Origin of the sequence: Ectopseudomonas toyotomiensis (assembly GCF_900115695.1) — a bacterium.
In the GTDB taxonomy this organism is placed as follows: domain Bacteria; phylum Pseudomonadota; class Gammaproteobacteria; order Pseudomonadales; family Pseudomonadaceae; genus Aquipseudomonas; species Aquipseudomonas toyotomiensis.
The window spans coordinates 1-12,667 of the sequence record NZ_FOXK01000017.1 but is presented as its reverse complement, the minus strand read 5'-3'; the positions used below and the strand labels follow the sequence as shown (position 1 = coordinate 12,667).

Sequence of the window (12,667 nt, the reverse complement as noted above, 5' to 3'; positions counted from 1 at the left end):
CTGTCCAGGATTATTTCCCATGCTCGACGCCATCCAGTGGGATGCCGACCTGATCCGCCGCTACGATCTCGCCGGCCCGCGCTACACCTCCTACCCGACTGCCGTACAGTTTCACGACGATATCGGCCCGTTCGACCTGCTGCATGCCCTGCGCGACAGCCGCAAGGCCAAACGTCCGCTGTCGCTATACGTGCACGTGCCCTTCTGCGCGCACATCTGCTACTACTGCGCCTGCAACAAGGTCATCACCAAGGACCGCGGCCGCGCCCTGCCCTATCTGGAAAAGCTCGAGCGGGAAATCGAGATCATCAGCCGCTACATCGACCGCAACCAGCCAATCGAACAGCTGCATTTCGGTGGCGGTACACCGACTTTCCTCAGCCACGACGAACTGCGCCGGCTGATGCAGCACCTGCGTCAGCACTTCGACCTGCTCGATGATGACTCCGGCGACTACAGCATCGAGATCGACCCACGCGAGGCTGACTGGTCGACCATGGGCCTGCTGCGTGAGCTGGGCTTCAATCGCGTCAGCCTCGGCGTGCAGGATCTCGACCCCGAGGTGCAACGCGCGGTCAATCGCCTGCAGACCCTGGAGGAAACCCGCGCCATCGTCGAGGCGGCGCGTACCCTGCAGTTCCGCTCGGTGAACATCGACCTGATCTACGGCCTGCCCAAACAAACGCCAGAGCGCTTCGCCCGCACCGTGGCCGAGGTCATCGCCCTGCAGCCGGATCGCCTGTCGCTGTTCAACTACGCACACCTGCCGGAACGCTTCATGCCGCAACGGCGCATCAGTTCCGACGATCTGCCGAGTCCGGCAGACAAACTGGCCATGCTGCAGAACAGCATCGAGCAGCTGACGCGCGCCGGCTATCGTTACATCGGTATGGACCACTTCGCCCTGCCCGACGACGAACTGGCCATCGCCCAGGAGGAAGGCACGCTGCAACGCAACTTCCAGGGCTACACCACCCACGGCCACTGTGACCTGATCGGCCTGGGCGTCTCTGCCATCAGCCAGATCGGCGATCTGTACAGCCAGAATGACAGCGATATCGCCAGCTATCAGCAGACCCTGGGCAACGGCCAGCTGGCAACGCGCCGCGGCTTGCATTGCAATGCCGACGACCGCCTGCGCCGCGCCGTGATCCAGCAGCTGATCTGCCACTTCGAGCTGCGTTTCGCCGACATTGAACAGGCTCACGGCGTGGTGTTCCGCGACTACTTCGCGGCGCTTTGGCCACAGCTTCAGCAGCTCGACCGCGACGGTTTGATCGAGCTGGGTGGAGAAGGGATTCAGGTGCGCCCGGCCGGGCGTCTGCTGGTGCGCTCGCTATGCATGCTGTTCGACCGCTATCTCAACGATCAGGTACGCCAGCGTTTTTCTCGGGTGATCTGAACACCAGTAGCCTGCGCCAGTGACGGACTCCGTCACTGGCCGGCGTATCACCCCATCGCCAGCGTGGCGGCGGTCTGCATCTGTTCGTTCGACAGGCCGTTCTCACGCATGAGCTTGATCAGGTTGGCATTGGCCGCAGTCAATGCGCTGTTGAGCGACGCCAGCTCGGTCTGCAGTCCTTCAAGCTGCTGGCGCTTGGTTTCCGCATCAAGGCTCTGATCGCTCATGATCGCCTCTATCTGCGCCTGCTTCTCGACGATCTGCGCACGCAACTCGCGGATCATCTTGAGCAGGTCCTTGATCGCCTTGGGCAAATCGCTGTTGTCGATGTCCTCGTTCTTGTCGGACTTGGCCGACATGCTCTTGCCCAACTCGGACAGACTCACACGCAGCCCCTCGCGCACCTCCTCGGGGCTCCGCTCAACTGCGGTAAATTGTCGCTGAACGCCCTGCACCAGATTATTCAGCGGCCCACTGGATGGTATGCGCATCGCGCTGCTCCCTGCTTTGGACTATGGTTCTACAGTCTGGATCGGCACCCAGAGGCTAAACTTGAGCGCTCGGTCAGTCCTTATATGGCTGGCCGCCACCCGAGCCCTGCGGTACCCTTACGAATATTGCGTGTATATCCGGGAAGCCCAACGATGTCCGAGAGCATCAAGCTGCACAAGCAGCACCAAGCCCATTGCAAGGACTGCAGCCTGGCTGCTCTGTGCCTGCCCATTTCGCTGAACATGGAAGACATGGACGCGCTCGACGACATCGTCAAACGCGGCCGTCCGCTGAAAAAGGGCGAATTCCTGTTCCGCCAGGGCGACACCTTCGGCTCCGTGTTCGCCGTGCGCTCCGGTGCACTGAAGACCTTCAGCCTGAGCGATGGCGGTGAGGAGCAGATAACCGGCTTCCACCTGCCCAGCGAGCTGGTCGGCCTGTCCGGGGTCGACGGCGAGCGCTACCCGGTCTCGGCACAGGCGCTGGAAACCACCTCGGTCTGCGAGATTCCCTTCGAGCGCCTTGACGACCTGGCTCTGCAGCTGCCGCAACTGCGTCGCCAGCTGATGCGTATCATGAGCCGCGAGATCCGCGACGATCAGCAGATGATGCTGTTGCTGTCGAAGAAGACCGCCGACGAACGCATCGCCACCTTCCTGGTCAATCTCTCCGCCCGCTTCCGCGCCCGCGGCTTCTCGGCCAACCAGTTCCGCCTGGCCATGTCGCGCAACGAAATTGGTAACTATTTGGGCCTTGCGGTGGAGACCGTGTCTCGCGTATTTACCCGCTTCCAACAGAACAAGCTGCTCGAAGCCGAAGGCAAGGAAGTGCACATTCTCGACCCGATCGAGCTGTGTGCTCTGGCCGGCGGCAATCTCGACGTTTGAGTTCGCACGATTTCGCGGGCTCAACGCATTAGGACCCCACGATGATCTTTGACGAATTCAGCATCAAGACCCTGATCCGCCCGGTACCGGACTTCCCCAAGCCGGGCGTCATCTTTCGCGACATCACCCCACTGTTCCAGTCGCCGCGCGCCCTGCGCATGGTCGCCGACAGCTTCATCCAGCGTTACGTGGAGGCCGAATTCAGTCATATCGGCGCCATGGACGCGCGCGGCTTCCTGATCGGCTCGATCATCGCCTACGAACTGAACAAACCGCTGGTGCTGTTTCGCAAGCAGGGCAAACTGCCGGCTGACGTGCTCAGCGAGGGCTACCAGACCGAATATGGCGAAGCTTTCCTCGAAGTGCACAGCGACAGTCTCTGCGAAGGCGATTCGGTGCTGATCTTCGATGACCTGATCGCCACCGGCGGCACCCTGATCGCTGCTGCCAACCTGGTTCGACGCATGCGTGCAACGGTCTTCGAGGCCGCTGCGATCATCGACCTGCCTGAGCTGGGTGGCTCGCAGAAACTGCAGGACGCCGGCATCCCCACCTTCACACTGACGGCCTTCGCCCTCGACGATCACTGAGCCAAAGCGCCTGCCAACCCGCAAGTGGGTTGATGATTCAGCCGGGCAATGCTCGGCATCACCGATTACCTTGACCAGACTCCCATGCACGAACTCGAACTGAATCCATCCAGTGACTGGCGTCAGCGCCTGGGCGCGCTGATGGACGGCGCCATCATGCAGCGCCTGATCACCCTGCTGATCATCATCAATGCCGTCATTCTCGGCCTGCAGACGTCACCGTCGATCATGACCGACTGGGGCACGCCGCTACTAATCCTCGATACCTTCATCCTCACCTGCTTCGTCATCGAGCTGGCGCTGCGCTTCACCGCCCGCGGCATCGGCCTGCTGCGCGATCCCTGGGCGGTATTCGATTGCCTGGTAGTCGGCATCGCTCTGGTACCGGCAAGCGGCCCCTTCGCCGTGCTGCGTGCCTTGCGCGTGCTGCGCGTCCTGCGACTGGTATCGATCAATCCGAGCATGCGCAAGGTGGTGCAGGCGCTGCTCGCTTCGCTGCCTGGCATGGGCAGCATCGTCATGCTGATGGGGTTGGTGTTCTACGTCGCTGCAGTGATGGCCACCCAGCTGTTTGGTGAAAGCTTTCCAGAGTGGTTCGGTAACATCGGCGCCAGTCTGTACACCCTGTTCCAGGTGATGACCCTGGAAAGCTGGTCGATGGGCATTGTGCGCCCGGTGATGGAAGAGCATCCACTGGCCTGGCTGTTCTTCGTGCCTTATATCCTCGTCGCGACATTCATGATGCTCAACCTGTTCATCGCCGTTATCGTCAACGCGATGCAGAGCACCCACGAGCCCAATGCCGAGGAGCAGGCCGCAGCAACTCGCGAACAGGCAATTCTCGACGAGCTGCGCGCACTGCGCAGTGAAGTGGCCGAGCTGCGCCGTAACGCGCCCTAAACCCCGCCGTCAGCGCAATCCGCCGCATTTACCGCGGCGGGTTGCTTACCTTCTTTCCTGAAATCTACCCATCAGACCCGCCTTAAGTTGGCGGCGCTCAGCGCCCGCACGCCCGATAGTTACATCGTTCAATGACACAGTTGGTCTGTCGAGATTAGCCATCTGCGACCCCGAGTGCTGCCAGCCAGAGCCGCACGACAATCGGGAGTACCAACGCCCAGAAGAGGACTCGAACGATGAGCACCAGTACCCCCCTACCCCAGCCGAAACCCAGCTTTCCGGTGCGTCGCATGGACTTCAGTTTCAGCGAGACACCGAAGTACTGGTTCTACGACGACCCGTTCATGAGCCACTTCATGAACAACCTGTCGTCGCTGTTCCCCTACGGCGAGAAGTTCTTCGTCGACAGCGTGCGCGCCGTACGCGATCAGGTCAGCGAGCCGCAGCTGAAAAAGGACATCAGCGCCTTCATCGGTCAGGAGGCCATGCACTCCAAGGAGCATGCGGCCTACAACGACTACGCCAATGAGCACGGTATCGACTTGGAGCGCCTCGAGCGGCGCATCAAGGTACTGCTCGAATGGACGACCCGCTTCAGTACCAAGAAGCAACGCCTGGCAGCCACCTGCGCCCTGGAACACTTCACCGCGACCATGGCCGAGCAGTTGCTCAAGCGTGAAGATCTCACCACACAGATGAACGACCCGAAGCTCTATCAACTGTGGATGTGGCACGCCATCGAGGAAAACGAGCACAAGGCCGTGTGCTACGACGTCTACCAGAAGGTCTACGGCGGCTACTTCACCCGCACGCTGGTGATGATGCTGACCACCCTGATGTTCCTCGGCGTGATCGGCTGGTTCCAGATTCATCTGCTGCGCAAGGACGGCCAACTGTTCAACTGGCGCAGCTGGGGCTTCGGCCTGAAGAAGCTGTTCGGCCCGCGTAATGGCTTCTTCACCAGGCTGCTCGGCCCCTATCTGGACTACTACCGCCCCGGCTTCCACCCCAAGGATCACGACACCGACAAACTGGAAAACCGCTGGCGCGAGCGCCTCGGTTTCAGCAGCTGAGGCCTCTTGGCGTACGGATTTAGACACCAACAACAACGACAAGCAGGAGTTCGGTCATGAATGCGCCCGTGTCACCCCCTATCGCTGGCCGCCATTGCAAGATCGCCATCCTTGGCAGCGGTTTCTCCGGCCTCGGCATGGCCATTCGCCTCAAGCAACAGGGCGAGCAGGACTTCCTGCTGTTCGAAAAGGAAGCCGGCGTCGGCGGCACCTGGCGGGTGAACAACTACCCAGGATGCGGCTGCGACGTGCAATCGCATCTGTATTCGTTCTCCTTCGAGCCGAACCCGAACTGGACGCGGATGTTCGCCAGGCAGCCGGAAATCAAGGCCTATCTGCAAGGTTGCTGGGAGAAGTATCGGCTGCAGGACAAGACCCTGCTGGACACAGAAGTGGTGCAGATACGCTGGGACGAGCACGCCGAGCTATGGCATCTGCAGGACCGCGCCGGCAACCGCTACAGCGCGCAGTTCGTGGTCTCCGGCATGGGCGCGCTCTCTACCCCGTCGATTCCCAAGCTCAAGGGCCTGGAGCACTTCACCGGCGAGGTGTTCCACTCACAGCAGTGGAATCACGACTACGACCTGACCGGCAAACGCGTGGCGGTGATTGGCACCGGCGCCTCGGCCATCCAGTTCGTGCCGCAGATTCAGCAGCAGGTGGCTCGCCTCGATCTCTACCAGCGCACCGCGCCGTGGATCATGCCCAAGCCTGATCGCGCCATTCGCGATGGCGAACGCCAGCGTTTCAAGCGCTTTCCGCTGGCACAGAAGCTCTGGCGCGGCGTGCTGTACGGCATCCTCGAAAGCCGGGTGATCGCCTTCGCCTTCGCCCCGCGCTTGCTGCGCATAGCCCAGGGCATCGCCAAGCTGTATATCAAGAAGCAGATCAAGGACCCGGTGCTGCGCGCCAAGGTCACCCCGGACTACACCATGGGCTGCAAGCGCGTGCTGATCTCCAACGATTACTACCCGGCGCTGACCCAGGCCAACGTCGAGGTGATCACCGACGGTATCGCCGAAATCCTGCCCGGCGGCGTGCGCAGCGTCGACGGCCAGGAGCGCGAGGTGGATGCCATCATCTTCGGCACCGGCTTCACCCCCAGCGATCCGTTGCCGCGCGGCACGGTGTTCGGCCGTGGCGGCGTCGATCTGCTCGACACCTGGCCCGAAGGCCCGGAAGCCTACAAGGGCACCATGACCACGGGCTTCCCCAACCTGTTCTTCCTCATGGGGCCGAACACCGGCCTGGGCCACAACTCCATGGTCTACATGATCGAGTCGCAGATCACCTATGTGCTCGGCGCTCTCAAGCAGCTCGAAGAGGGCCGGCTGCAGAGCCTGGAGCCCAAGCGCGAGGCGCAGGACGCCTTCAATCGCAAGATCCAGGGCACTCTCGGCAGCACCGTATGGAATGCCGGCGGCTGCATGAGCTGGTATCTGCACCCGGTCAGCGGGCGCAACTGCACGGTGTGGCCCGGCTTCACCTGGCGCTTTCGCATGCTGACGCGCAACTTCGATCCGCATGCCTATCACTTCAGTCGCCAACACGCCGCCCATCCGGCGCAGAGCAATGCCATCAGCCTCGACGTGCAGGAGGTCAGCGCATGAAATCCTTCGAGAACAAGGTAGCCGCCATCACCGGCGCCGGCTCCGGTATCGGCCGCGCCCTCGCCTATCACCTGGCGCGCCAGGGCTGCCACCTGGCGCTGTCCGACGTCAATGTCGAGGGCCTCAAGGAAACCGTCGAGCAGGCACGCAAGCTCGGCGTCACCGTCAGCCAGCAGCGGGTCGACGTTGCTGATCGCGCCGCCGTCGAGGCCTGGGCCGAGCAGATCGTCATCGAGTTCGGCCGGGTCAACGCCATCTTCAACAATGCCGGCGTGGCTCAGGGCGGCACGGTGGAGGGCAACGATTACAACGACTACGAATGGATCATGAACATCAACTTCTGGGGCGTAGTCAACGGCACCAAGGCCTTCCTGCCCTACCTCAAGGCGGCCGGCCAGGGTCACGTGATCAACGTCTCCAGCGTGTTCGGCCTGTTCTCCCAGCCGGGCATGAGCGCCTATAACGCCAGCAAGTTCGCCGTGCGCGGCTTTACCGAATCGCTGCGCCAGGAGCTGGACATGGCCGATTGCGGGGTTTCCGCCAGCTGCGTGCATCCGGGCGGCATCAAGACCAACATCGCCAAGACCGCGCGGATGAACGACAGCCTGGCCAAGGTCACCGGCCAGGAAGCCGAACAGGCGCGCCAGCAGTTCAACGACCAGCTACTGCGCACCACGCCGGAACAGGCGGCGAAGGTCATCGTAAATGGAGTGCTGGCCAACAAGCGGCGCATCCTCATCGGTACCGATGCCCGTGCCCTGGACTGGATGCAACGCAGCATGCCGGCGCTGTACCAACGCCTGGTCACTCTGTCGATGCGTACGGCTGCCCGCTTCGCATCCAAAGCACGGAGCGCAGACGGGGTGCGCGAGATCTCCTAGGGTAAGCCGACATTGGTTGCATGCCCCTGGGAGGTACGCGGCCCTGGGCGCTTGCGACCATACGAGAGAACGTGGCACGTTTGTCGGCCAACATTCGGTTCGCCGGCATTTGCGCTAAGGTGAGGAAACAGACGCATCACTCATCCACGCGGCGCCGCTACCGGCTCCCGGCTGGAACCTCGGTGTGGCGTCGACATCGAGGGCGGCGCCTTGATCCACGAGGTGGCCTCATGAGCGCGCTTACCTGCACCCACCGCGACCACACCATCCGCGCCAGCGTCATGGAACATCCCGGCCTGCCGACACCCTGGGCCGGCGGTTGCCAGATTACCGATCCCAACGGCAACACCAGCAAACGCCAGACCTTGCCGGTGGATTACGCCTTCATGGATGACCTGAGCAAGGCCCAGCACGCGTCCATCGCCCATGGCAAATGGCTGGTAGATCAGAAGCTGGATCACGGCCGCAATTGGCACTGAGGGCAACCCAGACGTAGGGTCTTAGCCCGCATGAAATCCGGGAGAGATCGGAAATTATCCCCGGATTGCATGCGGGCTAGGAACGGTCGCGCAACGGATCGAGCAACGGTTTGAGACCGTTGTGATCGATCTCCTGCATCAGCGCGAGCAGCTGACCCAGCTCGCCCTTGGGAAAACCCGTACGGGCGAACCAGTTGAGGTAGTGGCCCGGCAGATCGGCGATCAGCCGGTCCTTGTACTTGCCGTAAGGCATGCGGCGGGTTACCAGGAGTTTCAGCGCTTCGGGGTTCATCGGTTACTCGAATGGCCGGAAAATGATCCGGTCATTGTGCCAGGCATCAGGCCCTGGACGAAAAGCACCTAGCCGCGAAGTGCTTCGCGAACGAAATCTAGGCGATCCTGGCCGAAGAACATCTCGCCGCCAACAAAGCAGGTCGGCGCGCCAAATACGCCGCGTTTGACCGCCTCCTCGGTAGTCACCTTGAGCGCGTCCTTCACTGCCGGTTCAGCGATCTGCGCCTGCAGGGCGGCTGCATCGAAACCAGCGGCAACCAGCACGCCTGCCACCTTGACCGGATCCCCCATGTTCACCCCGTCGACCCAGATCGCCCGGAATAGCGCCGGCAAGGCATCGTCGAAGCGCTCCGGCTGATGCAGTTGAACGGCCACCAGCAAGCGCATCAGCGTCAGGGTATTGATCGGAAAGTGCGGGTTGAAGCGCATCGGTACGCCATAGCGCTCGGCAAAGCGCGCCAGGTCGCGAATCATGTAGCGCCCCTTGGCCGGAATCATCGCCGGCGAGGCATTGCCGGTGGCCTGGAACACGCCGCCGAGCAGCATCGGCCGATAGACCAATTCAGCGCCGGCGTCGCGACACAGATCAGGTAGCTGGGTATGGGCCAGGTAAGAGGCCGGGCTGCCCAGGTCGAAGAAGAACTCCACCGTCTTGCTCATGGCTTTCACTCGCTCGTTATTGTGGTTATGGGTTCAGCGCAGGTTACCAGCGCTCGATCCACGGGCGCAGATCCAGCTCGAAGGTCCAGGCATCGCGGGGCTGAGCGTGCAGGAACCAGTAGCTGTCGGCGATATGCTCGGGATCGAGAATGCCATCCTGATCCTTCTTGGCGTATAGCTCGGGAAAGCTGTCGCGGATGAAGGCGGTATCGATGGCGCCGTCCACCACCACATGGGCGACATGGATATTCAACGGTCCCAGTTCACGCGCCATGCTCTGCGCCAGCGCGCGGATGCCGTGCTTGGCCCCGGCGAAAGCGGCAAATCCGGCAGCGCCACGCAGGCCGGCCGTAGCGCCGGTGAACAGGATGGTGCCGCGTGCGCGGGTGACCATGCGCTTGGCCACCGCCTGGCTGGTGAGAAAGCCGGCGAAGCAGGCCATTTCCCAGATCTTGAAGTACTTGCGTGCGGTTTCATCGAGGATGCTGCAGGGCACGTTGGCGCCGATATTGAACACCATCACCTCGATCGGCCCGATGTCACGCTCGATGCTCTCGACCAGTTCAGCCACCTGCTCCTCACGTCGCGCATCGGAAGCAAAGCCATGCGCTTCGCCGCCCTCGCTACGGATTTCTTCCAGCAACGGTTGCAGTTTATCGAGACTGCGCCGGGTGACGCAGGCGACATACCCCTCGCGGGCAAAACGCCGGGCAATGGCGCCGCCGGTGGCATCACCCGCGCCGATGATCAAAGCGACCTTCTTGTTCTCATTCATGGCTTTCTCCATTAACTAACGATCGTTAGCTGAACGAACGTTATGCTACGATCTCGGGCAGGTCAACCCAGCATAGAACGGAGTCATCCATGCGTTATTCCGCCGAACACAAGGCCGAAACCCGCGAGCGCCTGCTCGCCAGCAGCGGCGCGATTGCCAAGCAGCAAGGGTTTGCCGTGACCGGCGTGGACGCGCTGATGAAAACCATAGGCCTGACTGGCGCAGCCTTCTACAGCCATTTCCCGAGCAAGGACGATTTGTTCGCTGAACTGATCGAACGCGAGCTGCACAACAGCCTGAGCCGCCTTGGCGGCGAAGCGGGCGACGCCGGTCGCGACAAGCTGCAACGCTGCCTGGCGGCCTATCTCAGCCTGGCGCATGTCGAGCAAGCAGATAAAGGCTGTGTGCTGCCTGCCTTGGGCGCGGAGATCGCCCGTGCCGATGAACGCGTTCGGCTGCGTACCGAGCAGCAGATCCTGCAGTTGCAGAACACCTGGGCCGAGGTCATCGGCGACCCGCAACTGGCCTGGACGATTCTCGCGCAATGCCTCGGCAGCCTACTGCTGGCGCGCATGATGGCCAGCCAGGAATCGCGCCAGCAGGTGCTCGGCGCCAGCCTGGACATGCTCGAACACACATTGAAGCCTGTCAGCTGAGCGCGGATGCCGTTAACCTAGGCGGGTTATTCCTGCCAGGATCGATCCATGTCGCACACCCCATCCCCGCTGGTTGGTGAAACCCCTCTACACGCTGTCGAGGTGCGCATCCTCGGTTGCCTGATCGAAAAGCAGCTGACCACGCCGGAAACCTACCCGCTGACGCTCAATGCCGTGCAACTGGCCTGTAACCAGAAGACCAGCCGCGAACCGCTGATGAACCTGGAAACCGGTGAAGTCGGGCGCTATCTGCGTAGCCTCGAAGGCCGCAAGCTGGTACATCTGGTGATGGGCAGCCGCGCCGACCGCTGGGAACAGCGTTGCGACAAGCAGTTGGAGTTGGTCAAGCCGCAGACGGTATTGCTCGGTCTGTTGCTGTTGCGTGGCCCGCAGACGCTCAATGAGCTGCTCACGCGCAGCAATCGCATGCACGATTTCGACGATGTCGCCGAGGTCCAGCATCAGTTGGAGCGTCTGATCGGTCGCGGTCTGGCGCTACTGCTACCGCGCCAGAGTGGTCAGCGCGAGGATCGCTATATGCATCTGCTGGGCGAATCTGCAGATATGGAAAGCTTGCTGACCAGCCGCCCTGCTGCTCGTGGGGAGGCTGCGGCACCTAACGAAGATCGACTGGTCGAACTGGAAGCGCGCATCGCCGCCCTCGAAGAACGTTTGGCGCGCCTGGAAGGCGCGCAGTAACCCAAGGAGCTCATGCATTGAATTTCAAAACTCGTCTCTGCCTCATCCTGGGCGCCACCCTGCTCGCAGCCGGCTGCAGCAGCACCGCCGAGAAACCGACCTCCGTTGCCGCACCGAGTGGCCCGACTCCGGACAGCTGCACCTCGTCCGCCATCGAACACTTCAAAGGCAAGACCGTGACGCCCGAGCTGCTCGAGCAGGCACGTCAGCAAGCCGGAGCCAGCACAGCCCGTATACTCACACCCGACAGCGTGGTGACCTTGGAATACAATGGTCAACGCCTTAACCTCAATGTCGATGATCAGCGCGTGATCACCCGCGTATCCTGCGGCTGAAATCACAATTGAGTGTGGGTTGCCCTGCACTCAATTGCCGACAACGCCAACCACCTTTGCACAGGCCAATGCCATGACCTCCCAAGTGGAACCCTGCGCCGAGCTGATGCTGGACAACCAGCTGTGCTTCGCCCTCTATTCCACCTCGCTGATGATGACCAAGACCTACAAGCCCCTGCTGCAGGCGCTCGGTCTCACCTATCCGCAATATCTGGCCATGCTGGTGCTGTGGGAAAACGAGGGCATCACCGTCAGTGAGATCAGCGCACGCATGCTGACCGACCCGGGCTCGTTGACGCCTCTGCTCAAGCGCCTGGAGAGCGAAGGCCTGCTGCAGCGCCAGCGCAGCAGCCAGGACGAACGTGTGGTGCAGCTGTACCTGACCGACAAGGGTCGTGCCCTGCACGAACAGGCCAAAGCATTGCCTGCCTGCATCCTCAAGGCTTCTGCGTTGAACATGGCGCAACTAGGCAAGCTGCGTGATGACCTGATCGAACTGCGCGGCCATCTGCAAGACGCCCTCTGATCCCAGGCGATGCCAGCCATCGCCTGCTGCCGCTAACCCGTAGCCACCCCTAGCCGGGCAAAGTCTCGTGCGCGCTGTATTCAGCGGCCTCATCGTCCATCTCCCCGCATCACGGGCTCATCCTGCGCCTCTATTCAGTCTGATTCTGTCAATTCACCTACAGGATCTACAGCAAAGCATGGCTACATACCCTATCGCGCCTGCTTATTCCTGAAAGTCAAAAAGCTATAACCAAATCTTCCATATATTTATCTTGCGCACCAATGTTTTGCGCAATATAGTTCACCCCATGGAAACGGTTAGCACACAAAATATTAGCAAGCCAATCCATCACTACCCCACCGACAAGGATCAATGCCATGACTATCGAAAACGTTCTCTACCGTGCAACCGCTGAAGCCTTTGGTG

17 protein-coding genes are annotated in these 12,667 nt (G+C 61.6%); 12 read left to right on the top strand and 5 right to left on the bottom strand.

The features are described from left to right. Nucleotides 1–19: 19 nt before the first annotated feature. A complete protein-coding gene (hemN, locus tag BM186_RS24755; RefSeq protein WP_074919035.1) occupies nucleotides 20–1,402 on the top strand; it encodes an oxygen-independent coproporphyrinogen III oxidase in 1,383 nt (460 codons plus the stop codon). Between the two features lie 47 nt (nucleotides 1,403–1,449). Here hemN and BM186_RS24750 read toward each other — a convergent pair whose 3' ends face one another. Further along, on the bottom strand, nucleotides 1,450–1,893 hold the full coding sequence (locus BM186_RS24750; RefSeq protein ID WP_017677213.1) for a hypothetical protein: 444 nt from the start codon (nucleotides 1,891–1,893) through the stop codon (nucleotides 1,450–1,452). A gap of 153 nt (nucleotides 1,894–2,046) precedes the next feature. On the opposite strand from BM186_RS24750, the gene fnr reads away from it, so the two are divergent. From fnr to BM186_RS24715, 7 genes are all read left to right on the top strand, one after another. Then, nucleotides 2,047–2,781 (top strand): fumarate/nitrate reduction transcriptional regulator Fnr, encoded by a 735-nt coding sequence (gene fnr, locus BM186_RS24745; RefSeq protein ID WP_061239107.1) that lies wholly within the window; start codon nucleotides 2,047–2,049, stop codon nucleotides 2,779–2,781. A 41-nt stretch (nucleotides 2,782–2,822) separates the two neighbouring features. Further along, nucleotides 2,823–3,371: an adenine phosphoribosyltransferase gene (locus BM186_RS24740; RefSeq protein WP_017677215.1), complete on the top strand. Its 549-nt coding sequence runs from the start codon at nucleotides 2,823–2,825 to the stop codon at nucleotides 3,369–3,371. A gap of 84 nt (nucleotides 3,372–3,455) precedes the next feature. After that, entirely contained in the window at nucleotides 3,456–4,271 is an 816-nt protein-coding gene (locus BM186_RS24735; RefSeq protein WP_074919073.1) for an ion transporter, read from the top strand. A gap of 236 nt (nucleotides 4,272–4,507) precedes the next feature. Further along, nucleotides 4,508–5,344, top strand: a complete 837-nt coding sequence (locus tag BM186_RS24730; RefSeq protein WP_074919034.1) for a metal-dependent hydrolase — start codon at nucleotides 4,508–4,510, stop codon at nucleotides 5,342–5,344. A gap of 56 nt (nucleotides 5,345–5,400) precedes the next feature. Beyond that, a complete protein-coding gene (locus BM186_RS24725) occupies nucleotides 5,401–6,954 on the top strand; it encodes a flavin-containing monooxygenase (protein ID WP_074919032.1) in 1,554 nt (517 codons plus the stop codon). Beyond that, nucleotides 6,951–7,835 carry an SDR family NAD(P)-dependent oxidoreductase gene (locus tag BM186_RS24720; RefSeq protein ID WP_074919031.1) on the top strand — a complete coding sequence of 295 codons (885 nt, stop codon included), beginning with the start codon at nucleotides 6,951–6,953 and terminating at the stop codon, nucleotides 7,833–7,835. The genes BM186_RS24725 and BM186_RS24720 overlap by 4 nt, the downstream gene beginning before the upstream one ends. A gap of 230 nt (nucleotides 7,836–8,065) precedes the next feature. Further along, nucleotides 8,066–8,314 (top strand): hypothetical protein, encoded by a 249-nt coding sequence (locus BM186_RS24715; protein ID WP_072424196.1) that lies wholly within the window; start codon nucleotides 8,066–8,068, stop codon nucleotides 8,312–8,314. Nucleotides 8,315–8,390: 76 nt separating this feature from the next. Here the strand turns inward: BM186_RS24715 and BM186_RS24710 are convergent, their stop codons facing one another. The 3 genes from BM186_RS24710 to BM186_RS24700 all read right to left on the bottom strand — a co-directional run bounded on the left by BM186_RS24710 (nucleotide 8,391) and on the right by BM186_RS24700 (nucleotide 10,043). Beyond that, a complete protein-coding gene (locus BM186_RS24710; RefSeq protein ID WP_003243834.1) occupies nucleotides 8,391–8,606 on the bottom strand; it encodes a DUF3820 family protein in 216 nt (71 codons plus the stop codon). A 68-nt stretch (nucleotides 8,607–8,674) separates the two neighbouring features. Beyond that, nucleotides 8,675–9,268 carry a 2-hydroxychromene-2-carboxylate isomerase gene (locus BM186_RS24705; protein WP_074919030.1) on the bottom strand — a complete coding sequence of 198 codons (594 nt, stop codon included), beginning with the start codon at nucleotides 9,266–9,268 and terminating at the stop codon, nucleotides 8,675–8,677. A gap of 43 nt (nucleotides 9,269–9,311) precedes the next feature. Continuing rightward, nucleotides 9,312–10,043 carry an SDR family oxidoreductase gene (locus BM186_RS24700; RefSeq protein ID WP_072424198.1) on the bottom strand — a complete coding sequence of 244 codons (732 nt, stop codon included), beginning with the start codon at nucleotides 10,041–10,043 and terminating at the stop codon, nucleotides 9,312–9,314. An 89-nt stretch (nucleotides 10,044–10,132) separates the two neighbouring features. Here BM186_RS24700 and BM186_RS24695 point away from each other — a divergent pair, with 89 nt between their 5' ends. The 4 genes from BM186_RS24695 to BM186_RS24680 all read left to right on the top strand — a co-directional run bounded on the left by BM186_RS24695 (nucleotide 10,133) and on the right by BM186_RS24680 (nucleotide 12,259). Continuing rightward, nucleotides 10,133–10,699, top strand: coding sequence for a TetR/AcrR family transcriptional regulator (locus BM186_RS24695; RefSeq protein ID WP_074919028.1), 567 nt, complete (start codon nucleotides 10,133–10,135; stop codon nucleotides 10,697–10,699). 48 nt (nucleotides 10,700–10,747) lie between these two features. Continuing rightward, entirely contained in the window at nucleotides 10,748–11,398 is a 651-nt protein-coding gene (locus BM186_RS24690) for a YceH family protein (RefSeq protein ID WP_074919026.1), read from the top strand. Between the two features lie 17 nt (nucleotides 11,399–11,415). After that, the gene (locus BM186_RS24685; RefSeq protein ID WP_074919024.1) at nucleotides 11,416–11,733 is read left to right on the top strand and encodes an I78 family peptidase inhibitor; all 318 of its coding nucleotides are present in this window, start codon (nucleotides 11,416–11,418) and stop codon (nucleotides 11,731–11,733) included. A 73-nt stretch (nucleotides 11,734–11,806) separates the two neighbouring features. Then, a complete protein-coding gene (locus tag BM186_RS24680) occupies nucleotides 11,807–12,259 on the top strand; it encodes a MarR family winged helix-turn-helix transcriptional regulator (RefSeq protein ID WP_055985482.1) in 453 nt (150 codons plus the stop codon). A 217-nt stretch (nucleotides 12,260–12,476) separates the two neighbouring features. On the opposite strand, the gene BM186_RS26715 is transcribed toward BM186_RS24680, so the two are convergent. Continuing rightward, nucleotides 12,477–12,620 carry a hypothetical protein gene (locus BM186_RS26715; protein WP_158234284.1) on the bottom strand — a complete coding sequence of 48 codons (144 nt, stop codon included), beginning with the start codon at nucleotides 12,618–12,620 and terminating at the stop codon, nucleotides 12,477–12,479. Nucleotides 12,621–12,667: the final 47 nt, after the last annotated feature.

Bases quoted from the DNA above. Each gene is read 5' to 3' on its own strand.
- hemN (WP_074919035.1), top strand. From the start codon at position 20: ATGCTCGACGCCATCCAGTGGGATGCCGACCTGATCCGCCGCTACGAT.
- BM186_RS24750 (WP_017677213.1), bottom strand. From the start codon at position 1,893: ATGCGCATACCATCCAGTGGGCCGCTGAATAATCTGGTGCAGGGCGTT.
- fnr (WP_061239107.1), top strand. From the start codon at position 2,047: ATGTCCGAGAGCATCAAGCTGCACAAGCAGCACCAAGCCCATTGCAAG.
- BM186_RS24740 (WP_017677215.1), top strand. From the start codon at position 2,823: ATGATCTTTGACGAATTCAGCATCAAGACCCTGATCCGCCCGGTACCG.
- BM186_RS24735 (WP_074919073.1), top strand. From the start codon at position 3,456: ATGCACGAACTCGAACTGAATCCATCCAGTGACTGGCGTCAGCGCCTG.
- BM186_RS24730 (WP_074919034.1), top strand. From the start codon at position 4,508: ATGAGCACCAGTACCCCCCTACCCCAGCCGAAACCCAGCTTTCCGGTG.
- BM186_RS24725 (WP_074919032.1), top strand. From the start codon at position 5,401: ATGAATGCGCCCGTGTCACCCCCTATCGCTGGCCGCCATTGCAAGATC.
- BM186_RS24720 (WP_074919031.1), top strand. From the start codon at position 6,951: ATGAAATCCTTCGAGAACAAGGTAGCCGCCATCACCGGCGCCGGCTCC.
- BM186_RS24715 (WP_072424196.1), top strand. From the start codon at position 8,066: ATGAGCGCGCTTACCTGCACCCACCGCGACCACACCATCCGCGCCAGC.
- BM186_RS24710 (WP_003243834.1), bottom strand. From the start codon at position 8,606: ATGAACCCCGAAGCGCTGAAACTCCTGGTAACCCGCCGCATGCCTTAC.
- BM186_RS24705 (WP_074919030.1), bottom strand. From the start codon at position 9,268: ATGAGCAAGACGGTGGAGTTCTTCTTCGACCTGGGCAGCCCGGCCTCT.
- BM186_RS24700 (WP_072424198.1), bottom strand. From the start codon at position 10,043: ATGAATGAGAACAAGAAGGTCGCTTTGATCATCGGCGCGGGTGATGCC.
- BM186_RS24695 (WP_074919028.1), top strand. From the start codon at position 10,133: ATGCGTTATTCCGCCGAACACAAGGCCGAAACCCGCGAGCGCCTGCTC.
- BM186_RS24690 (WP_074919026.1), top strand. From the start codon at position 10,748: ATGTCGCACACCCCATCCCCGCTGGTTGGTGAAACCCCTCTACACGCT.
- BM186_RS24680 (WP_055985482.1), top strand. From the start codon at position 11,807: ATGACCTCCCAAGTGGAACCCTGCGCCGAGCTGATGCTGGACAACCAG.
- BM186_RS26715 (WP_158234284.1), bottom strand. From the start codon at position 12,620: ATGGCATTGATCCTTGTCGGTGGGGTAGTGATGGATTGGCTTGCTAAT.